This window comes from Kribbella sp. NPDC050459 (assembly GCF_040655315.1).
Lineage (GTDB): Bacteria > Actinomycetota > Actinomycetes > Propionibacteriales > Kribbellaceae > Kribbella.
This window is the reverse complement of the sequence record NZ_JBFAJQ010000009.1, coordinates 149704-171050: the sequence shown is the minus strand read 5'-3', so window position 1 is coordinate 171050 and position 21347 is coordinate 149704. Positions and strand designations below refer to the sequence as shown.

At 69.5% G+C, this 21347-nt stretch carries 19 protein-coding genes and 1 pseudogene; 7 read left to right on the top strand and 13 right to left on the bottom strand.

Translation table 11 applies throughout. From position 1 onward, the window contains the following. Nucleotides 1-131 precede the first annotated feature (131 nt). Entirely contained in the window at nucleotides 132-305 is a 174-nt protein-coding gene (locus tag AB0I12_RS27225) for a hypothetical protein (protein WP_355475507.1), read from the top strand. Between the two features lie 375 nt (nucleotides 306-680). Here the strand turns inward: AB0I12_RS27225 and AB0I12_RS27220 are convergent, their stop codons facing one another. After that, nucleotides 681-1181, bottom strand: coding sequence for a hypothetical protein (locus AB0I12_RS27220; RefSeq protein WP_359934746.1), 501 nt, complete (start codon nucleotides 1179-1181; stop codon nucleotides 681-683). Between AB0I12_RS27220 and AB0I12_RS27215 the strand changes: the two genes are divergently transcribed. Further along, the gene (locus AB0I12_RS27215; protein ID WP_359934744.1) at nucleotides 1180-1611 is read left to right on the top strand and encodes a MarR family winged helix-turn-helix transcriptional regulator; all 432 of its coding nucleotides are present in this window, start codon (nucleotides 1180-1182) and stop codon (nucleotides 1609-1611) included. The two genes, AB0I12_RS27220 and AB0I12_RS27215, sit on opposite strands and share 2 nt — an antisense overlap. Before the next feature lie 149 nt (nucleotides 1612-1760). Here AB0I12_RS27215 and AB0I12_RS27210 read toward each other — a convergent pair whose 3' ends face one another. Together AB0I12_RS27210 and AB0I12_RS27205 are read right to left on the bottom strand one after the other, a co-directional pair. Continuing rightward, the gene (locus AB0I12_RS27210; RefSeq protein ID WP_359934743.1) at nucleotides 1761-2768 is read right to left on the bottom strand and encodes a GNAT family N-acetyltransferase; all 1008 of its coding nucleotides are present in this window, start codon (nucleotides 2766-2768) and stop codon (nucleotides 1761-1763) included. Between the two features lie 10 nt (nucleotides 2769-2778). After that, the gene (locus AB0I12_RS27205; protein ID WP_359934741.1) at nucleotides 2779-4230 is read right to left on the bottom strand and encodes an MDR family MFS transporter; all 1452 of its coding nucleotides are present in this window, start codon (nucleotides 4228-4230) and stop codon (nucleotides 2779-2781) included. A gap of 145 nt (nucleotides 4231-4375) precedes the next feature. Between AB0I12_RS27205 and AB0I12_RS27200 the strand changes: the two genes are divergently transcribed. Continuing rightward, nucleotides 4376-4741, top strand: coding sequence for a hypothetical protein (locus AB0I12_RS27200; RefSeq protein WP_359934739.1), 366 nt, complete (start codon nucleotides 4376-4378; stop codon nucleotides 4739-4741). Nucleotide 4742: 1 nt separating this feature from the next. On the opposite strand, the gene AB0I12_RS27195 is transcribed toward AB0I12_RS27200, so the two are convergent. After that, nucleotides 4743-5861: an MFS transporter gene (locus AB0I12_RS27195; protein WP_359934737.1), complete on the bottom strand. Its 1119-nt coding sequence runs from the start codon at nucleotides 5859-5861 to the stop codon at nucleotides 4743-4745. A 3-nt stretch (nucleotides 5862-5864) separates the two neighbouring features. Here AB0I12_RS27195 and AB0I12_RS27190 point away from each other — a divergent pair, with 3 nt between their 5' ends. Continuing rightward, on the top strand, nucleotides 5865-6686 hold the full coding sequence (locus tag AB0I12_RS27190) for a helix-turn-helix transcriptional regulator (protein WP_359934735.1): 822 nt from the start codon (nucleotides 5865-5867) through the stop codon (nucleotides 6684-6686). Here the strand turns inward: AB0I12_RS27190 and AB0I12_RS27185 are convergent. The 9 genes and pseudogenes from AB0I12_RS27185 to AB0I12_RS27145 form a co-directional block, all read right to left on the bottom strand. Beyond that, complete coding sequence (locus tag AB0I12_RS27185; RefSeq protein WP_359934733.1) at nucleotides 6659-7270, bottom strand: TetR/AcrR family transcriptional regulator; 612 nt, start codon at nucleotides 7268-7270, stop codon at nucleotides 6659-6661. The genes AB0I12_RS27190 and AB0I12_RS27185 overlap by 28 nt on opposite strands. Further along, nucleotides 7263-8819: an AMP-binding protein gene (locus AB0I12_RS27180; protein ID WP_359934731.1), complete on the bottom strand. Its 1557-nt coding sequence runs from the start codon at nucleotides 8817-8819 to the stop codon at nucleotides 7263-7265. The genes AB0I12_RS27185 and AB0I12_RS27180 overlap by 8 nt, the downstream gene beginning before the upstream one ends. A gap of 15 nt (nucleotides 8820-8834) precedes the next feature. Next, on the bottom strand, nucleotides 8835-9992 hold the full coding sequence (locus AB0I12_RS27175) for an acyl-CoA dehydrogenase family protein (RefSeq protein ID WP_359934729.1): 1158 nt from the start codon (nucleotides 9990-9992) through the stop codon (nucleotides 8835-8837). Beyond that, nucleotides 9989-11896: a biotin carboxylase N-terminal domain-containing protein gene (locus AB0I12_RS27170; RefSeq protein ID WP_359934727.1), complete on the bottom strand. Its 1908-nt coding sequence runs from the start codon at nucleotides 11894-11896 to the stop codon at nucleotides 9989-9991. Before AB0I12_RS27170 ends, AB0I12_RS27175 begins: the two co-directional genes overlap by 4 nt. A 5-nt stretch (nucleotides 11897-11901) precedes the next feature. Continuing rightward, complete coding sequence (locus AB0I12_RS27165; RefSeq protein ID WP_359934725.1) at nucleotides 11902-13455, bottom strand: carboxyl transferase domain-containing protein; 1554 nt, start codon at nucleotides 13453-13455, stop codon at nucleotides 11902-11904. Then, nucleotides 13452-14564, bottom strand: a complete 1113-nt coding sequence (locus AB0I12_RS27160; RefSeq protein WP_359934723.1) for an acyl-CoA dehydrogenase family protein — start codon at nucleotides 14562-14564, stop codon at nucleotides 13452-13454. The genes AB0I12_RS27165 and AB0I12_RS27160 overlap by 4 nt, the downstream gene beginning before the upstream one ends. Further along, on the bottom strand, nucleotides 14561-16270 hold the full coding sequence (locus AB0I12_RS27155; RefSeq protein WP_359934721.1) for an acyclic terpene utilization AtuA family protein: 1710 nt from the start codon (nucleotides 16268-16270) through the stop codon (nucleotides 14561-14563). The genes AB0I12_RS27160 and AB0I12_RS27155 overlap by 4 nt, the downstream gene beginning before the upstream one ends. Beyond that, a complete protein-coding gene (locus tag AB0I12_RS27150; RefSeq protein ID WP_359934719.1) occupies nucleotides 16267-17055 on the bottom strand; it encodes a TIGR03084 family metal-binding protein in 789 nt (262 codons plus the stop codon). The genes AB0I12_RS27155 and AB0I12_RS27150 overlap by 4 nt, the downstream gene beginning before the upstream one ends. Nucleotides 17056-18189: 1134 nt before the next feature. After that, nucleotides 18190-18285, bottom strand: a pseudogene (locus tag AB0I12_RS27145) (SOS response-associated peptidase); the annotation flags it as partial. A gap of 143 nt (nucleotides 18286-18428) precedes the next feature. Between AB0I12_RS27145 and AB0I12_RS27140 the strand changes: the two are divergent. The 3 genes from AB0I12_RS27140 (at nucleotide 18429) to AB0I12_RS27130 (ending at nucleotide 21344) form a co-directional block, all read left to right on the top strand. Continuing rightward, nucleotides 18429-19067: a hypothetical protein gene (locus tag AB0I12_RS27140; protein ID WP_359934717.1), complete on the top strand. Its 639-nt coding sequence runs from the start codon at nucleotides 18429-18431 to the stop codon at nucleotides 19065-19067. 71 nt (nucleotides 19068-19138) lie between these two features. Beyond that, entirely contained in the window at nucleotides 19139-20032 is an 894-nt protein-coding gene (locus AB0I12_RS27135; protein WP_359934715.1) for a BadF/BadG/BcrA/BcrD ATPase family protein, read from the top strand. Between the two features lie 70 nt (nucleotides 20033-20102). Then, a complete protein-coding gene (locus tag AB0I12_RS27130; protein ID WP_359934713.1) occupies nucleotides 20103-21344 on the top strand; it encodes a hypothetical protein in 1242 nt (413 codons plus the stop codon). The last annotated feature ends 3 nt before the right edge of the window (nucleotides 21345-21347 follow it).

Genomic DNA, 21347 nt, shown 5'->3' with positions numbered 1-21347 from the left:
GGCAAAGGTCCGGTCCAGGTCCTAGAGCGGTCACGTTGGGCTCGTGCACCATTACTGCCATGACAACCAGTAAGTCCAACTGGTTGCAAGGGCTGAGAGTTACGGGGTGAGAGGTTGTGACCATCGCGGAAATGACGTCGAGGCAGCACCGGCGCAGAGTCCGGGTCTGGTTCGGCGAGCACGTGATCGCGCAGTACGTCGCGGAGGCGCCGCTGGCAGCCCGCTACGAACAGGCGATGCGGCGCCGTTTCGCCGGTCTCAAGGTGACCAACGACCTGCTCGGCCCGGCCGACCCGCTCGACTGAAGCACCTGAGCGCTTCCGGGTCCTCCTCAGACCCGGTCCGCTGCGCCCTGGAGTCTCCTCACGTTCAGGGGCAGCGCTTGGAAGGTCCGGAGCACTCCTCAGCTCCGGACGAAACCCGAGGTGCGGTCCGGAGCACTCCTCAGCTCCGGACCGCACCGCCCACCTGCCCGGCTGGGCTTGGCGGCTGATTTCCCTGTATCGCCGCCGCCCAGCCGTTCCAACCCACCTCCTGGCCGACACCTCGGGCCAGGCAGGGCCGAGTGTCCTGGGCGGCAGGACACCGGAGGCTCCCGACACCTCACCGGGAACCTCCCCCTTGAGGTGGTCGGCTCCGAGTGTGACCGTCGCGCCTGGGCGGTCACACCCGGAGCCTCCTCACGTCAGATTGCCGGCCATCCGCCGAAGCACGTCGACCGTCGCCAGGTACTCCTCGTCCGAGATCCCGGCCACCACCCGCCGCCGCTGCGCCCGAACCTTCACGCTCAGCGCCTCCAACGCCCGCTCACCGTCCGCCGTGAGCCCCTCCCCAACCAACCAGCCACGCGCAACCAACGGCCCCGTGACCGCCACCACCTCCGCCGGATCCCCACTCAGAAACGGCGCGAGCGCCTCCGCGATCCCCGCCCCAGGCGCTGCGGGTCCCGGCAATCCGAGCTCCTGCGTCGCCGTGTTGCTCTGTGCGTGTGCCGCCGGCGGCCGGCGGTGTGTGGCTGCGGCGTTGAGGGCCTGCCATTGACGGCGGGTGAGGTTGTCGGCGGCGAGGAGTTGTTCGAACGACGCCTCCAGTAGCCGGTCGACCTCCTTCAGCCACCAGCCGATAGGCTTGTTGTCATCGGACATATACATGTCAGCGAGCATATAGTTGGAGTCAGGCATGGACAAGACCGATCCGGTCGCCACGATCGAGGCGGCGATGATCGCGATCCGGCGGCGGCAGACCCGGCGTACGTTCGCCGTCCAGTCCGGCGGACCCGACCCGGTCCAGGAGGTCCTCGACGCGATCGAGGCGGCCGAACCCGACCCGCTCGGCGTCAACGGTGTCGCCGCGGCCCTCGGTGTCGACCAGCCCCGCGCGAGCAAACTCGTCGCCGCCGCGGTCTCGGCGGACCTCGTACGCCGCGAGGCAGACCAGGCGGACGGCCGCCGTACGAACCTCGTCCTCACCGCGGCCGGGAGAGCCCAGCTGGACACCGTCCACGCCTTCCGCCGGGACCGCTTCGCCGCCGCGATGGAAGACTGGACGCACAACGAACGAAACGACTTCGCCACCCTCCTGACCCGCTTCGTGACCGCCCTGGACCGCTAGATGTCCGCTCCCGGTCCGCCGCGCCGCAGTTCAGCTTCTGCTGATATCCGCGAAACCTGAGACAAGAAATGGTCTGCGGAGACCTGGTATTGCCTGTCCCAGGTCACCGTTGCTTGTCTCAGGTCCGAGCAACGCCACCGCGAGACGGGTCACCGACGGGCGGCGTACACCGCGAACGGGGCGTCGGGCACGATGGTGGAGGCGTCGGCAGCCCAGCCCTCGGCGCGGACCTCTCCGGCGTACTCCATGCCCAGCCGCTGCATCACTGCCTGGGAGGCCGCGTTCACCCGCTCGGTGAAACCTATGACGGACGAGGCGTTCAAGGTGTCGAATGCATAGTCCAGACCGGCGCGGCCGAGTTCGGTGGCGAGGCCGCGGCCGCGGGCCGGCTCGGTCAGGGCCCAGCCGAGTTCAAGCCGGTCGGCGGCCCAGGAGGGCCCGACCAGCTCCGCGATCGCCGCGGCCGTCGGCGCATCGGCCGGAATACGGGACAGGCCACCGCGCCCCACCGCCTCGCCGGTCACCCGCTCGTAGGCGATCCACTTGCCGGCAGCGTCTCGTTCCCAGTCCGCCTGATGCTCAGCGACCCGCACGGCCGCCTGCTCCGCCGACAGCGTCTCGTCGTACCAGCGGGCCACCCACAGGTCCTCGTAGATTCCCTGAAGGTCCGCCGCATGTCCGGGAACCACCCCGTTCGGACCGGTCAGCGGCTCGAGCCGCAGGCGGTCCGTGAACCGTGTCCGGACCGTGTGCGCGACCAGGTCCCGCAGTCGCCGGTCGCCGTCGGTCCGGTTCACCATCAGCAGGTCCAGGTCGTACGGTCCGGCCCAGGCGGACGCGTCGTGCTTGCCGGCTTCGAGGCGCGGCCGGCCGAGGTCTCCGTCGACGGTGACGAGGTAGTCGACCTCCCGCCGTACCCGGCCCTGCCACTCCCACTCCCAGTCCGCGACTGTCCAGACGATGTCGCGGACCTTCCAGCCGGTCTCCTCCTCGACCTCGCGCGCCAGCGCCTGCTCCGGAGTCTCACCAGCCTCCAGGTGCCCGCCGACGATGTCCCAGATCCCCGGCAGCAACCGCCGGTCCGCCGTACGCCGCTGCAGATAGACGCGGTGCTGCTCGTCCCGGATCAAAGCCCCCACACAGTCGACCGCGCGCATACAGCCCAACTTAGGCCCTGAGGGGGCGCTCGGTGATGCGGTTCGGCATGAAGAGCACGGCGACGACGAGGAGGAGTGCGGCCGCGGCGGCGCCGTAGTACACGTCGTGGACAGCGGGCGCGAGGATCTCGGCCGGCACCTTCTCCAGGTCTGCGTGGTCGTCGCCGAGGCGCGCGGCGACCACGCCGTTCGCCACCGCGCCGAAGACCGCGACCCCGACCGCGCTGCCCACCGAGCGCGCGAACATGTTCGCGCCCGTGACCACTCCGCGCGTCTGCCACTCCACCGACGACTGCGCGGCCACGACCGACGGCGACGCGGAGAAGCCGAGCCCGACCCCGATCACGAAGCACGCCGCGGCCAGGTGCAGGACCGAACTCCCGGACCCGACCGTGAGCAGTACGCCGGACCCGAGGACGACGATCAGCGAGCCCATCAGCATCGTCGTGCGGAACCCGACCCGCAGATAGATCCGCCCGGCGAACGACGCCGCGATCGGCCAGCCGAGCGTCATCGCGGCGAGCGCGAACCCGGCCACGAGGGCCGACGTACCGAGGACGCTCTGCGCGAACAGCGGCACGTACGTCGACAGGCCGATCATCAGCAAGCCGATCAGCAGCGCGGCCGAGTTGGCCGAGTTCAGGACCCGCTGACGCAGCACCCACAGCGGCAGGATCGGCTCGGCCGCCCGCCGCTCGACGAACACGAACCCCACCAGCAGGACGACGGCCGCGGCCAGGATCACGATGCTCGCCGGCGAGTCCCAGTCCCACATCACGCCGCCCTCGAGCAATCCGAGCAGCAGCAGCGAACCGCCGACCGCGAGCAGGATCGCGCCGGTGTAGTCGATCCGGTGGCTGGTCTTGTCCGCGACCTTCTCCTCGAACCGGCGGACCAGCACCCAGGCGGCGGCGATCCCGAGCGGGATGTTCACGAAGAAGATCCACCGCCAGGAGATGAAGTCCGAGAACACACCGCCGAGGGTCGGGCCGACGAACGACGAGATCCCCCAGACGCTGGCGATGTAGCCCTGCACCTTGGCCCGCTCCGCGACCGTGTAGATGTCGCCGACGATCGTCATGCCGATCGGCTGGATCGCGCCCGCGCCGAGCCCCTGCACGAGCCGGAACGCGATCAGCGCCGGCATGCTCCAGGCGAACCCGCACAGCACCGACCCGAGCACGAACAGCCCGACGCCGAGCAGCATGATCGGCTTCCGGCCGCGCTGGTCCGCGAGCTTGCCGTAGATCGGCACCGACACGGCCTGGGCGAGCAGGTAGATCGAGAACAGCCAGGGGAACTGGGTGAATCCGCCGAGGTCCGCGACCACGGACGGTACGGCGGTGGCCAGGATCGTCGCGTCGATCGCGACCAGTCCGATGCTCAGCATCACCGCGAGCAGAATCGGGCCTCGTTCCGACCGGAGCCCCACGCTCGTCCGGTCGATCCGCTCGGTAGTCATATCACCAACCAATGTATGTGAACCGACAACTGTTCCCCACCCGTGGACCGCCCACTGGACGTCGGTCCGTACGACGAAGCAGCGGGGGCGACTGCAAGGCCCGGAGGTTAGGGTTCTGGTTGTCCGCCGTGGAACAGGAGTGCTCATGCCAGCGATCACCGTCGACTACTCGCACCCGGTCGAGGATGCCTTCGACGTCGACGGGTTCACCCGCGCACTGCACGAGGCTGTTGTCGAGATCGCGGCCGCCAAACCCGAGGCCTGCAAGACCATGATCAGGTACGACAATCTCTCGGCCTTCGGGTACGAAGACCGCGCGGACGAAGGGCACGCTCTGGTGCAGGTGACGATCGGCCTGCTGCCCGGTCGCACCGACGAGGTGAAGGTGCGGCTGACCGAGGCCACGCTGGAACTGCTGGGCAAGTTCATCCCGCCGCAGGACGGCGTCACGCTGCACGCCTCCGCCGAGGTGCGCGAGCTCGACGCCTCGTACCGGAAGTTCGACCGCTAGCTCAGGCGGGTTCGTTGATGGCGTAGCCGATCAAGGTGCTGCACAGGACCAGCGCGATCAGCGTGCTGAGCGCCAGCCGCAGCGAGGTATGTTCCGCGATGGCGCCGAGGACCGGCGTGGCCACGCCGCCGATGCTGACCGCCAGGCCGAGTGTCATGCCGCCCGCCGTACCGACGCGTCCGGGCAGGAAGTCCTGGCCGAGTGTGACGTGCAGCGAGAACGGGATCGACATCGCGATCGCGGTCGCGGCGAGGAACCCGAAGAAGGCCGGCCCTGGTACGAACACCAGGCAGGCGATCGCGGGGACGGCGACGGCGTACGACGTGCGCAGTGTGCGGACCCGCCCGTAGCGCGTGGCGAGCCGGCCGCCGAGGAGGGTGCCGAGCGCGCCTGCGGCGAAGAGCACGAACAGCGCGACTCCGCCGGTCGTCGTACCGCCGCCGACCCGCTGGCCGGCGTACAGCGCGATGAACGTGCCGAGGCCGACGAACACGATCGAGCGGCAGATCATGATCAGCGACAGCCGCAGGAACGACGGCCAGTCGTCCGTTCCCTGGGTCTGGCTGCGGGCTGCCGTGACGGCGACGCGCGAGCGGATCGCCCACGAGGTGATCGCGGCGCCGAGGACCGCTGGTACGACGAGCAGCGGCGTCAGCGACAGCCCGCCCGTGGCGATGATCGGTGTGACCAGCACCGGCGCCAGCGCGAAGCCGACGTTCCCGCCGACCGAGAACCAGCTCATCCCGACATGGCTGCCGTCGCTCACGACCCGGGCCAGGCGGGCTGCCTCCGGGTGGTACGCCGCGACGCCGAGGCCCGACAGCGCCGCCGCCAGCCAGGTCAGCCAGTAATCGTGCCCGACGCCGATCAGTGCGATGCCGAGGCCTGCGGTGGTCATCGCCACCGGGATCAGCCAGGTCAGCGGACGGCGATCGGTGAGGACGCCGAAGACCGGCTGCACGACTGAGGACAACAGGGTTGCGGCGAGCGTGATGCCGGACACCGCGACGTACCCGAGGCCGCGCTCGGCGACCAGGAACGGTACGAGCGCCGGCACGCAGCCCTGGTAGATGTCCACGCACGCGTGGCCGGTGGCCATCAGTCCGATCGGTCTCTTCACCCGTTGATCGTCACCGCCGGATGGCGTGTCCGGCTTCCGATAAAATGCCAACTGATGCCGGAAACCCGCCAACGTCCCGCGACCACCGGCCGACGCCCGATCGAGGCCGGCGGCGGCATCGAGCCGCACTGGCACGACCGGAACCAGATCGTGTACGCCGGCCGCGGCGTCCTCTCGGTCACCACCGACGCCGGCACGTGGGTTGCCCCCGCCACCCGAGCCATCTGGATCCCCGCCGGCACCCTCCACCAACACCGCGCCTACGGCGAAACCACCCTCCACACCGTCGGCCTCACCGAAAACCCGCTCGCCCTGACCACCCCCTCAGCCCTGGTGGTCAGCCCTCTCCTGCGAGAACTCATCCTCACCTACACAGCAGATGAGGAAGCCGGCGAAGCCGGTCGGCCTGGTCAAGGCGCGGAGGGCCTTGAGACTGGTGAGCGTGGGCGGTTGCGGCGTGTGTTGTTGGACCAGTTGCGGCGGTCGGCTCAGCGGCCGACCTACTTGCCTGCGCCGCGGGACGCGCGGCTTATGGCGGTTTGTGGGGTGTTGCGGGCGGAGCCCGCGGACGGGCGGACTCTGACTGAGCTGGGGCGGGAGGTGGGTGCAAGTGAGCGGACGTTGAGTCGGCTGTGTCGTGCTGAGCTGGGGATGAGCTTTCCGCAGTGGCGGACTCAGTTGCGGTTGCACGAGGCGTTGGTTTTGCTGGCGAGTGGGGAGTCGGTGACTCGGGTGGCGCACGCGACAGGCTGGGCGTCGACGAGTGCGTTCATCGACACCTTCAAGAGCGCCTTCGGTCACACCCCCGGGTCGCGCAGAGCCTGATCGAGGATGCGGCTCCACTGGCGTACGATGCCGCGCCGCCGCGCACTGTCGTCGGTCAACAGATCAGCCAGCCCCAGACCGCGCGCCATGTCCAGCACACCCTGCACGGTCTCCCGCACACCAGGCGTCCGTTCGCTCACCTCGAGGACGTCGAGCAGCGCCCGGTGCGCCTGCCGCCCGACGTGTGCCTCCAGCAGCACGATCTGCTGCCGCAACGCCTCCTCCGTCGACGCCGCCACCCACAGATGCAGCGCGGCGCGGAACAACGGCCCGGTGTACACGTCGGCCAGCATCCCGACGATCGCCTCGGTCCGCCCCGCCCCACTCGGCAGCGCGGCGGCCTGCGCACGGATCTCCGCCAGCCGTACCTCGGTCATGTACTCGACCGCCGCCGCGAACAGGTCCGCCCGGGTCGGGAAGTGATGCTGCGCCGCACCCCGCGACACCCCGGCCCGCGCCGCGACGACCGACACCGTCGTCGCGGCGTACCCGACCTCGGCCAGCGACTCGACCGCGGCCTCCAGCAACCGCTGCCGGGTCGCCCGCGAACGGTCCTGCTGGGGTGCTTTCAGGGCCTCACTCACGCGCGGCCTCACGCGCCCGCAGCTCGCGCCGCAGGATCTTCCCCGACGCCGCCTTCGGCACCGCGTCGATGAACTCCACCTGCCGGATCTTCTTGTACGGCGCCACCCGCGCCGCGACGTACTCGATCACATCCTCGGCGGTCAACGACACCCCCGGCATCGGCACCACGAACGCCTTCGGTATTTCGTTGCCGTCGGCATTGACCCCGATGACGGCCGCGTCGGCGATCCGGTCGTCGGTGAGCAGCACGGCCTCCAGCTCCGCCGGCGGCACCTGGTACCCGTGGTACTTGATCAGCTCCTTCACCCGGTCCACGACGTACAGATAACCCCGCGCGTCCATCCGCCCGATGTCGCCGGTGTGCAGCCAGCCGTCGCGGTCGATCGTCGCGTCGGTCTCGGCGGGCCGGCCGAGGTACCCCTTCATCACCTGCGGCCCGCGGATCCAGATCTCGCCCTCGTCCGCGTCCTCGCCGTCCGCACCGACCAGCCGCATCTCCGTCGACGGGAACAGCTTGCCGACCGCGCCCGGCGGCGGCTCCGGGTCGTCCTGCGGTACGGCGTGCGTGCCCGGCGACAGCTCGGTCATGCCGTAGGCCTGCGTCACCGCGTGCAGACCGAGGCGCTTCGCGCACGCCTCGGCCAGCTCGCCGTCCAACGGTGCCGCGGCCGACATCACGTGCTGCAGCGCGGACAGGTCGAACGAGTCGACGGCCGGGTGCTTGGCGAGCGCCAGAACCACCGGCGGTGCGACGAACGCCCGTGTGATCCGCTGGTCCTGAAGCGTGGTCAGGAACTGCTCCAGGTCGAACTTGGGCAGCACCACGACCGTGATGCCGAGCCGCAGCGGCAGGTTCATCAGGACGGTCAGTCCGTAGATGTGGAAGAACGGCAGGATCGCGATGACCCGCTCGTCCTCGCCCAGCTTGATCGTGGCCTCGGCCTGCGCGATGTTCGTCGCGATGTTCCGGTGCGTCAGCATCACGCCCTTGGCCGCGCCGGTGGTTCCGCTCGAGTAGGGCAGCACCGCGACGTCCACAGCCGGATCGATCGTCACCGACGGCTCGGGAGCGGTCGACGCGAACAACTCCTGGATCGACCGGTACCCCTCGGCCTGGTCGCAGACGAAGATCTGCCCGACGTCGGTGCCCTCGACCGCGGCGGTCGCGACCGGCAGAAACAGCGAAATCGTCACCAGCAACTTCGCCTTCGAGTCGATCAACTGCTTGTGCAACTCGTCCGCGGTGTAGAGCGCGTTCACCGTGGTCACGGTCGCGCCGGCGCGGGTGGCGCCGTAGAACACCACCGGATACAGGATCGTGTTCGGGCTGTACAGCGCGATCACGTCGCCGTGCTGTACGCCGAGCTCTGCCAGGCCGGCCGCGACTCGCCGGGTCAAGTGGTCCAGTTGGGCGTAGCTGAGTGCCTTGCCGGTGACACCGTCGACCATCGCCGGCCGGTCGCCGTACTCCTGGGCTCTGCCGAGCACGGCGTCGTGGATCGGGACGTCGAGCACCTCGACGGGCGGGAATTCGCTGGTGATGATCATCGGCCCAGGCCTTTCTCAGTAGGACTTCGGCAACCCGAGGCTGTGCTGTGCGACGAAGTTCAGGATCATCTCCCGGCTGACCGGGGCGATCCGGGTCGCGCGTGCGGCCGCGACCAGTGACGCAACGCCGTACTCGACAGTCATACCGTTCCCGCCGAGCGATTGCACTGCCTGATCGGTCGCTCGTACGGCGACCTCGCCGGCCGCGTACTTCGCCATGTTCGCGGCCTCGCCCGCGGCCAGGTCGTCGCCCGCGTCGTACAACGCCGCCGCCTTCTGCATCATCAGCCGGGCCAGCTCGAGCTCGATCTTGATCTGCGCCAGCGGGTGCGCGATCCCCTGGTGCGCACCGATCGGCTGGTTCCACACCTGGCGTTCCTTGACGTACGCCGTCGCCTTGCCGAGCGCGTGCCGAGCGATCCCGATGGCGAACGCCGACGCCATGATCCGCTCGGGGTTGAGGCCCGCGAACAGTTGCATGAGAGCCGCGTCCTCGGAGCCGACGAGCGCTTCGCGCGGCAGCTGTACGTCGTCCAGGAACAGCGCGTACTGCTTGTCCGGGCTGATCAGGTCCATCTCGATCTGCCGGAACTCCACGCCCGGCGCGTCGGTCGGGACGATGAACAGCGCCGGTTTCAGCTTTCCGGTGCGGGCGTCTTCGGTGCGGCCGACGACCAGGACCGCCTTCGCGACGTCGAGCCCGGAGATGTACACCTTGCGCCCGGTCAGCGACCAGCCGTCGTCCGTCCGGCGGGCCGTGGTGGTGATCTGGTGCGAGTTCGAGCCGGCGTCGGGTTCGGTGATCGCGAACGCCATGATCGTCGTACCGTCGGCGAGGCCCGGCAGCCAGTGCTGCTTCTGGTCGTCGGTGCCGAACCGGGAGATCACCGTGCCGCAGATCGACGGCGACACGACCATCATCAGCAGTGGGCAGCCGGCCGCTCCGAGCTCCTCGAGGACGATCGACAGGTCGGCCATGCCGCCGCCACCGCCGCCGTACTGCTCGGGAAGGTTCACGCCGAGGAACCCGAGCTTGCCGGCTTCCAGCCACAGCTCGGTGGTGTGACCGCCGGTCCGCGCCTGCCGGTTGAACCACTCGTAGCCGTACTTCTTCCCGAGCTCGCCGACCACCCTTCGCAGCTCATGGCGCTCTTCCGACTCGACGAAGCTCATGCGTCCTCCCCAACCACGGCCAGTACGGCGCCGACCTCGACCTGTTGTCCTGCTGCCACCTTCAACTCGCCGACGACGCCGTCCGCCGGGGCGGCGATCGTGTGCTCCATCTTCATCGCCTCCAGCCAGAGCAGCGGCTGTCCTTGTTTCACCACCTCACCGACCGCGACGCCGACCCGGATCACGGTGCCCGGCATGGGCGCCACCAACGACTCGGCGGCGACCTGATCGGCCGGATCGACGAACCGCTCGACCGGCCGCAGCGTCACGCCGCCGAGCGCCGAGTCCACGCACACGAGCCCGCCGTACGCCGCGACCTCGAACGACCTGCGCACACCGTCGACCTCGAGCGCGACGCTCCCGGGGTCCAGGGAAATCAGCGCAGTGTTGCCGTCGACAACCAATCCGTCCCGCGTCAGCCGGTACGCCACCTCGACCACGTCGTCGCCGTACCGATAGCTCTTCCGCTGCGGCTGCGACACCAGATTCCGCCACCCGCTGGGCACCCGCACCGGCGTACGCCGTCCCGCCGCATCCGCCAGCGCGGCCGCCAACGCCGACGTCCGCACCACCGAGTCGTCGACCGTCGTCCCGACCCCGTGCGTGTCGAAGAACGCGGTGTCCGTGTCGCCCGCCAGGAACGCCGGGTGCCGAAGGATCCACGCGAGCAGCTCCCGGTTGGTGCCGACGCCGTGGATCGTCGCCCGCTCCAGCACACCGGCCAGCCGCCGCGCGACCGCGACCCGATCGGCCCCGTACGCGATCACTTTCGCGAGCATCGGGTCGTAGTACGGCGAGACTTCCGACCCGTCGACCACCCCGGAATCGACCCGCAGACCCTCCTGCTGCTCCAGCGCGAAGCGGTGCAGCACTCCGGTCTGCGGTTGCCATTCGTGCTGGGGATCCTCGGCGTACAGCCGGACCTCGATCGCATGCCCGACCGTGGGCGGCGGCTCGGGCGGCAGTTGCTCACCGGACGCGACAGCGATTTGCAGCTCGACGAGGTCGAGCCCGGTCGTCTCCTCGGTCACCGGGTGCTCCACCTGCAGCCGCGTGTTCATCTCGAGGAAGTAGAAGTTCCCGTCCTCGTCGGCGAGGAACTCGACCGTCCCGGCACCGGTGTAGTTGATCGCCGCGGCCGCCTTCCGCGCCGCGTCGAACAACTCGGCGCGCATCGCCGGGATGCGGTCGACGAGTGGCGAGGGGGCCTCCTCGACGACCTTCTGGTGCCGGCGCTGGATCGAGCACTCCCGTTCGCCGATCGCCCAGATCGTCCCGTGCCGGTCCGCCATGATCTGTACTTCGATGTGCCGCCCGGTCGCGAGGTACCGCTCGCAGAACACCGTCCCGTCCCCGAACGCCGACAGCGCCTCGGCCGACGCCGCGTCGATCTCGGCGGCGAGGTCCTCCAGCCGCGACACCACCCGCATCCCGCGTCCACCACCGCCTGCCGACGCCTTCACCAGCACCGGCAGATCGTCGGCGGACACCTCGGCGGGCGTGAGCTCGGCCAGCACCGGCACCCCGGCCGCCACCATCAGCTTCTTCGCCTCGATCTTCGACCCCATCGACGAGATCGCGTCCACGGGCGGGCCGATCCAGGTCAGCCCAGCGTCGATCACCGCCTGCGCGAACGCGGCGTTCTCCGACAGGAACCCGTACCCGGGATGGACGGCGTCCGCACCGGCCCGCAGCGCCGCCTCGACGACCAGGTCCGCCCGCAGATAGGTCTCGCCCGGTGTGTTCCCGGGCAGGTGAACGGCCGCATCGGCCTCGTCCACGAACGGCATCCGCGCGTCGGCGCTCGAGTACACCGCCACCGTGGACAGGCCGAGCGACCGGGCCGTGCGGAAGATCCGGCGGGCGATCTCGCCGCGGTTGGCGACCAGTACCGAGGAGATCATGCGCGTCACATCCTGAAGACGCCGAAGGACGACGTGCCTTCGACCGGGGCGGAGTGGATGGCGGACAGGCAGATGCCGAGCACGGTTCTGGTGTCGCGGGGATCGATGACGCCGTCGTCGTACAGGCGGCCGGACAGGAACATCGGCAGCGACTCCGCCTCGATCTGACCTTCGACGTACGCGCGCATCTGCCGGTCGGCCTGTTCGTCGTACGGCTGCCCCTTCGCGTCGGCGGCCGCGCGCGCGACGATCGACAGCACACCGGCCAGCTGCTGGGGGCCCATCACCGCCGACTTCGCCGACGGCCATGCGAACAGGAACCGCGGATCGAACGCGCGGCCGCACATCCCGTAGTGCCCGGCGCCGTACGACGCGCCCATCAGGATCGAGACGTGCGGGACCTTCGAGTTCGAGACCGCGTTGATCATCTGCGCGCCGTGCTTGATGATGCCGCCCTGCTCGTACTCCTGCCCGACCATGTAGCCGGTCGTGTTGTGCAGGAAGATCAGCGGCGTGTTCGCGCGGTTCGCCAGCTGGATGAACTGCGCGGCCTTCTGCGACTCCTCGCTGAACAGCACACCGCGCGCGTTCGCCAGGATCCCCACCGGGTAGCCGTGCACCGACGCCCAGCCGGTCGCCAGCGAGGACCCGTACAGCGGCTTGAACTCGTCGAACACCGACCCGTCCACCACCCGGGCGATGACGTCCCGCGGATCGAACGGGATCTTCAGATCACCCGGCACGATGTCCAGCAGGTCGTCCGCGGCGAAGCGCGGCTCGTCGTACGACGGGGCGGACGGCGGGCCGAGTTTGCGCCAGTTCAGCCGGGACACGATCTGCCGCCCGAGCCGGATCGCGTCGGGCTCGTCCACCGCGAAGTAGTCGGCCAGGCCGGACTGCCGCGCGTGCATCGACGCACCGCCGAGCGACTCGTCGTCCGCGTCCTCGCCGGTCGCCATCTTCACCAGCGGCGGCCCGGCCAGGAACACCTTCGCGCCGCCGTCGACCATCACGACGTAGTCGCTCATCCCCGGGATGTACGCGCCGCCTGCGGTCGAGTTGCCGAACACCAGCGCGATCGTCGGGATCCCCTCGGCCGACAACCGGGTCAGGTTCCGGAACATCGCGCCGCCGGGGATGAAGATCTCCTTCTGCGTCGGCAGGTCCGCGCCGCCGGACTCGACCAGGCTGATCACCGGCAGCCGGTTCGCCCGCGCGATCTCATCCGCGCGCAAGGCCTTCTTCAGGGTCCACGGGTTGCTGGATCCGCCTTTGACGGTCGGGTCGTTGGCGGTGATCAGGCATTCGACGCCCTCGACCACACCGATGCCCGTGACCAGGCTGGCGCCGACGGTGAAGTCGGATCCCCAGCCGGCCAGCGGCGACAGCTCGAGGAAGTACGAGTCCGGGTCGAGCAGCAACTCGATCCGCTCGCGGGCCAGCAACTTCCCGCGCTTGTGGTGCCGGTCGACGTACTTCTCGCCGCCGCCCGCCAGCGCCTTCGCGTGCTCGACGTCCAGCGCGGCGAGCTTGTCCAGCATCGCCTCACGGTTACTCATGCGGTGAACCCCAGTCTCTTCGAGGCCAGGCCGGTCAGGATCTCGGTGGTCCCGCCGCCGATGGCGAGGATCTTCTGATCGCGGTACTGGCGTTCCACCTCGGCCTCGCGCATGTACCCGAGGCCGCCGTGCAGCTGCAGCGCCTGGTCACAGACCCACTGTCCCGCCGCGACCGCGGTGTTCTTGGCGAAACAGGTCTCAGCTATCACGTCCGCGCCCGCGTCCGCGCGCCGCGCCACGTCGCGCACATAGACCCGGGCCACATCCACCCGCCGCGCCATCTCGGTCAGCGTGTGCTGCACCGTCTGCCGAGAAATCAACGGCCGCCCGAATGTCTCGCGCTGACGGCACCACTCGACGGTCAGATCAAGCGCCCGCTGAGCCCCGGCATAAGCCTGCACAGCCAACGTCAACCGCTCCGCAACGAAGTTCACGGCCAGCTGGACGAACCCACTGCCAGGCGCGCCGATCAGGTTGCCCACCGGCACCCGCACGTTGTCGAACGACAGCTCGGCCGTGTCGGAGCACAGCCAGCCCATCTTCTCCAACCGCCGCGACACACCGAACCCAGCCTCGATGACCAGCAGACTGATGCCGTGCGCTCCCGGGCCGTCGGTGCGAACAGCTGTCGTCACAAAATCCGCACGACACCCCGACGTGATGAAGGTCTTCGCGCCGTTCACCACGAACACGTCACCCTCGCGCCGCGCCGTCGTACGAAGTGACGCCACGTCCGACCCGCCGCCCGGCTCCGTGATGGCCAGCGCCCCGATCAACTCGCCGTCCAACGTCGGCCGAACCCACCGCTCGATCTGCTCTTCGTTGCCGCTAGCAATTATGTGCGGAAGTGCGATGCCGCAGGTCAGGAGTGCGGCCACGAGGCCGCCGGAGCCGCCCGCGTAGTGCATCTCCTCGACGACGTCGATCGCGTCTAGCAGCGATCCGCCGCCACCACCGACCGCTTCCGGGAATCCGACGCCCAGCAACCCGAGAGCGCCGGCCTTCTTGTGCAGCTCCCGCGGCAGCTCGCCGTCCCGCTCCCACTGGTCCAGATGCGGCAGCACCTCGGCCGCCATGAACCGCCGTACGGACTCCCGGAAGTCGTTCACAACAACACCTCCGGCACGTCGACGTACCGCGACCGCAGCCACTCGCCGAGCGCCTTCGCCTGTGGATCGAACCGTGCCTGCGCCGCTACGCCCTCACCGAGCAGGCCCTCGACGACGAAGTTCAGCGCCCACAGGTTCGGAAGCAGGTAGCGCGTGACGGTCAGCGGCCGTGTCTCCGGCAGGAGCGTCTGGAACAGCTCGATCGTGAGGGAGTGCGCGAGCCAGCGCCAAGCCTTCTCGTCGCGGACCCACACGCCTACGTTCGCGTCGCCGCCCTTGTCGCCCGATCGCGCGCCGGCGATCCGGCCGAGCGGGACCTCGCGAGTGCGCGGCGGTCCGCTGGACAGGTGCAGCAGCGGCATCGGCGCCTCGATGTCGTCGACCGGCCGCAGCGGCCGCGTCTCGAGCGCGGGGTCGACGACCTGCCGCGATCCGTCGGGCAGTACGACGACGTGCTCCACCTCGTGGATGTCGACGTACCCGGCGCGGAAAACGCCGTACGGCGAACCGTCGCCGGGCGGCGCGGTGACATGGAAGCCGGGGTAGCTCGCCAGCGCCAGCTCGATCGCCGCGCTGCTGAACGCGCGGCCGACGACCTGCTGGTCCGGATCCTTGACTGCGCACCGGAGGAAGACGCTGGCCTCCTCCTCGGACTCGGCGTTCGGCTTCTCGGTCCAGGCCAGCGTCCACTTCAGCTCGGCCGGCCGTTTCGGCAGCGCCTGCTCGAGCTGCTGCTGCACCAGCTCGGCCTTCTGCTCCAGCTGCAGCCCGGTGAGGACGAAGTCGACCTCGTTGCGGAAACCGCCGACGCTGTTCAGCGAGACCTTGTACGTCGGCGGCGGGGCCTCGCCGCGGACCCCGGAGATCCGGACGCGGTCGGGGCCGTCGGCGGTGAGCTCGATCGTGTCGAGGCGGCTTGTGACGTCCGGACCGGCGTACCGGGCGTCGCCGACCTCGTACAGCAGTTGTGCCTTGACCGTGTCGATCGTGACCGCGCCGCCGGTGTTGTCGTGCTTGGTGATCACGCTGCTGCCGTCCGCGTGGATCTCCGCGATCGGGAACCCAGGCCGCCCGAAGTCGCGGATCTCGGTGAAGAACGCGTAGTTCCCGCCGGTCGCCTGACAACCGCACTCGATCACGTGCCCGGCGACGACCGCCCCGGCGAGTTCGTCGTACTGCGTCCGCTTCCAGCCGTGGTGTGCCGCGGCCGGGCCGACGATCACGGACGCGTCCGTGACCCGCCCGGTCACCACCACGTCCGCACCGGCCTGCAGCGCCTCGGCGATACCCCACGCGCCCAGGTACGCATTGGCGGTCAACGGCGCGCCCAGCCGCAGCTCCTGCGCTCGGCCGACGAGATCGTCGCCTTCGACGTACGCGATCTTCGGATGCAACCCGAGCCGCTCCGCCAGGTCGGCGATCGCCGCGGCGAGCCCCGACGGGTTGAGACCGCCCGCGTTGCTGACGATCTTCACGCCTCGGTCGAGCGCCTCGCCCAACCCGGTCTCGAGCTGCTTGAGGAACGTCTTCGCATACCCCAGGCCCGGGTCCTTCATCCGGTCCCGCCCGAGGATGAGCATCGTCAGCTCGGCCAGGTAATCGCCCGTCAGCACATCCAGCGGCCCACCGGTCAGCATCTCCTGCACCGCGCTGAACCGGTCCCCGTAGAACCCGGACGCGTTACCGATGCGCAGCGCCTCGGTCATCCGAACTGCCCCGCCCGACGCCCCTTCCCCGGCAACCCGGCGAAGGCCTGGATGATCCCCAACCACTCCTCGGCGTCCGCGCCCTCCGCTCGCACGGACAGGTCGTCCCGGTGCCGGCGTTGCGTGGCGAGCAGGCAGAAGTCGAGGGCCGGCGCGGTCACCCGCTGCGCTGCATCCTCAGGTCCCCAGGTCCACACGTCACCGTCCGGGCCGGTCAGTTCGACGCGGAACGGCTCGGCGGGCGGTGTGCGGTCGTTGAGCAGGTACGCGAAGTCCCGCGTGCGGACCGCGAGATGCGCGACGTGCCGCAGACGGTTCGACGGCTGGCGTTGGACGCCGAGGGCGTCGAACACGTCCTGCCCGTGGGCCCACGTCTCCATCAGACGCGCCGTCGCCATCGACGTCGGACTCATCGGCGGCCCGTACCACAGCACCTTCTCGCCGGGCGGCACCTTCTTCAGCACCTCGGCGACCTCGGCCCGGGTCTCCCGCCAGTAGGTCAGCAGCTGGTCCGGCGGCAACGCGGCAGTCTCCGCGGCGCCGTCGTCGACGTACGTCGTGGGACTCGCTGCGGCCGTCTGCAGCGACGCCTTGAACGCCTCAGGGTCGGTCACGGCCAGCTGCGTCGCCTCGTCGGTCCAGGTCAGATGAGCGATCTGATGCGCGATCGTCCACCCCTCAGCCGGCGTAGGCGTCGCCCACTCCTCCGCCGCGAGCCCACCCACCAACCGATCCAGCTCAGCACTCTCAGCCCAAAGATCCGCCAGCACTTCGTCCAGTTGCACGCCACACTCCCTCGCGAGCCACCCGTCCAGCCGAGCGTCCCACGCCCCACAAAAAGAATCAAGCGTGCTTGTTTCTTGCCAGGCGGGGGAAGTGGAAGGGGAAGGGAGCCGTGAAGGAAGGACGTGAAGACAGGGCGGAGGTTCTTCGGAGGTCTCAGGAAGAAAGAGAAAGAATGACGAGAGTGGCTGGGTGCCTGGTTGGGTCAGCCTGTACTCGCGGGCTGGGCCCACATTCGGGTGACCTTCGTCGGCAGCAGGATGACGGACTGTGGCTCGGTCGGTTGACCACCACTGGATCCCAACGCCGATGATTGAATTCGTTGGTGCAGCACCGCCGTGCTCATGCGGCCCACGCGAGGACTGCAGCGGAACTTGAGCTCGATTTGATGTTCTCTTGGCGTCCGCCTGATCGCTCGTTCGCGACCGTAGTCGCATGACCGGTACAGCCGGCCGCGCGGATTGCGGCTGTGGCGGACGGAGGCCGACGCCATGACGAACCCATCTCTGTCTTCTTTCCGCCGCCGACGCACTCTGCTGCGCCGATCGGCCGCAGCCGCCGCCGGTGTCACGGTCGCCGGTCTGACCGGTACGGGACTGATGATGCTCGGATTCGATCAAGGTCTGCTGGCCGACTCCCGGACAGGTAAGAGCGCCTCAGATCCAGCTGAGAACGCGCCGAACGCCGAACCGTCGCCGGGTTCCACTTCCGACCAGGCGATATGCCCGCCGCCGCAGTTAGGTGGCGGACCGGCGCCAGGCCCGACGCCCACCAGCCGGCCTGCTCGCCCAGGGAACAATGCAGATCGCGACGACAACGAGGGCGATGACGAGGACGCGATCACGCGCGGCTCCGACTACCGCACGACCCCGCCGAACGTGGTCCGCAACCCGGTGCCGGCGAGTCCGACGCCGGCGTCGCTACCACCCGTCTGCCTGTCCCTGCCTCCTCGCGGCGGTCAACCTCGACAACCCTCCACTTCACAACCTCAGGCACCGGGACTCGGCGGCACGGGAAACAACCAGCAGCCGCCGGCGGGTGGAACCCACGGCTCTTGACGGCGACCGACACGTCCGGCATAGCCCGGCCAACGTCAGCGTCGAGCCGTCGACCGGCTGGTAGCGCGAACGGCTGCTTCAACTTCCTGCCGACTTCCCGACCTGGTCGGTCTCCAGCCACTCGTAGAACGCGTCGACCGGGATCAGCAACCGCTGCGACTTGAACGCCCGCCGGTACGATCCCGGCTCCGATCACCAACGCAGTTCGAGGCATGCGGCGGACAGTCCTTCTCGTTGGCGAACCGAACGATCCGGGGTAGCTGACCCGTCATGGTGATTACTTGCGCGGCGCGGTGATCACTACTGTGGTTCGGGTTATGGATCTGAAGAGCCCGATCAGCACTGTGGTGCCGTCGTTGGACGGGCCGGTGCTGGAGGTGCTGGCCCGGGCCGAGGACGGGCTGTCGGGGCGGCAGATTCACAAGCTGGCCGGGGCCGGGAGTGTCGCGGGTGTGCGGCTCGTGCTGCAGCGGCTGGCTGCGACCGGGCTCGTGCATGTGGACGATCTCGGGAACTCGTTGCTGTACCGCCTCAATCGCAAGCACCTGGTCGCGCCGATCGTCGAGCAGCTCGCGAATCTCCGCGGGATGTTGATCGCCCGGCTCGCCGACGAGATCGGCGGCTGGCGGATCCCGCCGGTGCACGCGAGTGTGTACGGCGCGATCGCCCGCGGTGACGGTGAGCTCGACAGCGACGTGGACCTGTTGCTGATCCGTCCGGACCGCGACGACCTCGAGGCCGCGCTCTGGGAGGACCAGGTCGGCCGGCTGATGCAGACCGTCGTCGACCTGACCGGCAACCCGGCGCACGTCTTCGAGTTGAGCCAGACCGAGCTGTCGGACCACCTGGCCGGCGAGGACCCGATCCTCAACGACTGGATGCATCCGAGCATCCAGCTCACCGGCGTACGGCTGGCGACGCTGCTGAATCAGTTCGAGGCAGCCCTTCCCCGGTAGCGGGATCGTGTGGGTACTCTCCTTTCAGCATTGTCAGGAATTGTCAGGACTATCCACCCCGGGACCATCCAATGACGCGCATCGCCATCGACGGCGGCCAGTCCGCGCTCCGTCTTCGTGTCCTCCCGTCCGGACGGACCGGCCAAGGGCCCGGCTACACGCACGGACCTGATGCCGTGTCCAAGCTGCTGGACGCGATCCGCATCGCTGCGGCCGAGGCCGAGGTGGACGGTCAGGTGGACGTCGTCGCGCTCGGCCTGACCGGCTACCCGCAGGCCCACGGCGCCGCCGAGCGGTTCGCCGCCGATGTCGCTGAGCTGCTCGACGCCGGCGAGGTGCGCCTGACCCAGGACATGGTCACGGCCCACGCCGGCGCGTTACCGGACGGGTACGGCGTGGTGGTGGCCGCCGGCACGGGGCTGGTCTGTCTCGCGGTGGATCGCGACGGTACGTGGCGCAAGCTCGACGGCCACGGGTACCTGTTCGGCGACGCCGGCAGTGCGTTCGCGATCGGTCGCGCCGGCCTGGTCGCCGTCCAGCGGGCCCGGGACGGTCGCGGTCCGATGACGAAGCTCGCGGACACCGCGCTCGATCCGGTCGCGCTCTACCGGTCGACCACGCTGGTCGACGACGTGGCCCGGTTCGCCCCCGAGGTCCTGCGGTGTGCGGGCGAAGGGGATCCGGTCGCCGTCGAGCTGCTGGTCCGGGCGGCCGGCGACATCGCCGAGACGATCGGCGCCGCGGTCGCCCAACTGGCCGGCGAAGGGCCGGTGCCGGTCGCGTGCGTCGGCGGCCTGTTCGACGGTGCCGGGGAACAGTTGCTGACGCCGGTCCGCGAGGCCTTGCCCGGGCGAGCAAGACTGACAGTGGCGGCCGGCAACTCGCTCGACGGCGCCGAACGTCTCGCCACGGGTTCGGTGGGGCCGTACGCCGACCTGATCGTCGCGCATCCGCATCCTCGATAATTACGGTGTTGACCGTATATCTTGGCAGGCATCGTCCGATCCGAGCCGGTACGACAGCTGGAGACTTCACGTGAACGAACTCCTTCTGGCCGCGACGTCCTTGGACGTCACGCCGCCGCCCGGCCATCGGCTCGACGGGTACGCCGCCCGCGCCGGGCTCTCGACCGGCACCGCGGACCCGCTTCACGCAACGCTGATCTGGTTGTCCACCAAGGACGATCCGGGCGTGCTGTGGCTCACGCTCGACGCGATTGCCGTCGGGAGCGCGCTCTCATCGGAGCTCGCGGCGGCCGCCGGAGCCGCCGCCGGCATCCCGCCGTCGCAGGTCGTGGTGTCCGCGTCGCACACGCACTCAGGCCCGTCCGGGTGGACCGGTGAGATCCATCCGGTGATCCCGGCCGAACGCGAATGTGTGCTGGTCGACTCGTTGGTCGGCGCGGTGCGCGGGGCCCGGCTGGAGCGGCAGCCGGTGACGGCGAGTTGGCATTCGATCGAGGTCGTCGGCGTCGGGACCAACCGGCATCGCAAGAACGGGCCGCACGACAACACCGCCGGCATCCTCGCGTTGCACGGCGCTTCCGGCGCTCTCGAGGCGGTGCTGCTGGACTTCGCGTGCCACCCGACGACGTACGGCCCGGAGAACCTGCAGTACTCCGCCGACTGGCCCGGCGCCGCCCGTGCCGCCTTGGCTCCCGCTGTGGTCGGCTTTCTGCAAGGTGCGGCCGGTGACGTCAGTCCGCGCTTCACCCGTCAGGGTCGCGGCGCGGCCGAGGTCGCCCGGCTGGGTGGGTTGCTGGCCGCGCGTGTCCGTGAAGCTCTGGCCGGCCCGGGGCTCGATCTACCGCAGTCGGCGCCGGCAATCCGTCGTACCACTCTGACTTTGCCTGTGCGATCGGTCCCGCCTGTGGACGAGTCCGAGAGGCTGGCGTCCGTTGTGGAGAGCCGGGTCAGCACGGCCGACGACCCTTCGGGCCGCATCTCGCAGACCCGCTTGGACGGAGCCCGCGGCCAGGTCCTGATGGCCGCCGCGTCGCTCCCGCCGGCTCTGGACCTCAACATCAGCAGGGTCACCATGGGCGACGTGTGCTGGATCAATCTTCCGGTCGAGCTGTTCGCGGTCCACGGCGCCTGCCTCCAGTCCGACAGCATCTACCCCGTCACCCGGGTCGTCGGCTACACCGACGGCTACTACGGCTACGTGGTGGACCCGTCGGCCGCCGAGGCAGGCACCTACGAAGCCCTCATCACCTTCTTCGACCAACCGACGACCCACGAACTCATCAGCCGCACCGCGACCTTCGTGAACAGCTAGGAC

Excerpts from the sequence above, each read along its gene's own strand:
- AB0I12_RS27225 (WP_355475507.1), top strand. The coding sequence starts at position 132 with ATGACGTCGAGGCAGCACCGGCGCAGAGTCCGGGTCTGGTTCGGCGAG.
- AB0I12_RS27215 (WP_359934744.1), top strand. The coding sequence starts at position 1,180 with ATGGACAAGACCGATCCGGTCGCCACGATCGAGGCGGCGATGATCGCG.
- AB0I12_RS27220 (WP_359934746.1), bottom strand. The coding sequence starts at position 1,181 with ATGCCTGACTCCAACTATATGCTCGCTGACATGTATATGTCCGATGAC.
- AB0I12_RS27210 (WP_359934743.1), bottom strand. The coding sequence starts at position 2,768 with ATGCGCGCGGTCGACTGTGTGGGGGCTTTGATCCGGGACGAGCAGCAC.
- AB0I12_RS27205 (WP_359934741.1), bottom strand. The coding sequence starts at position 4,230 with ATGACTACCGAGCGGATCGACCGGACGAGCGTGGGGCTCCGGTCGGAA.
- AB0I12_RS27200 (WP_359934739.1), top strand. The coding sequence starts at position 4,376 with ATGCCAGCGATCACCGTCGACTACTCGCACCCGGTCGAGGATGCCTTC.
- AB0I12_RS27180 (WP_359934731.1), bottom strand. The coding sequence starts at position 8,819 with ATGATCATCACCAGCGAATTCCCGCCCGTCGAGGTGCTCGACGTCCCG.
- AB0I12_RS27175 (WP_359934729.1), bottom strand. The coding sequence starts at position 9,992 with ATGAGCTTCGTCGAGTCGGAAGAGCGCCATGAGCTGCGAAGGGTGGTC.
- AB0I12_RS27170 (WP_359934727.1), bottom strand. The coding sequence starts at position 11,896 with ATGATCTCCTCGGTACTGGTCGCCAACCGCGGCGAGATCGCCCGCCGG.
- AB0I12_RS27165 (WP_359934725.1), bottom strand. The coding sequence starts at position 13,455 with ATGAGTAACCGTGAGGCGATGCTGGACAAGCTCGCCGCGCTGGACGTC.
- AB0I12_RS27155 (WP_359934721.1), bottom strand. The coding sequence starts at position 16,270 with ATGACCGAGGCGCTGCGCATCGGTAACGCGTCCGGGTTCTACGGGGAC.
- AB0I12_RS27140 (WP_359934717.1), top strand. The coding sequence starts at position 18,429 with ATGGATCTGAAGAGCCCGATCAGCACTGTGGTGCCGTCGTTGGACGGG.
- AB0I12_RS27135 (WP_359934715.1), top strand. The coding sequence starts at position 19,139 with ATGACGCGCATCGCCATCGACGGCGGCCAGTCCGCGCTCCGTCTTCGT.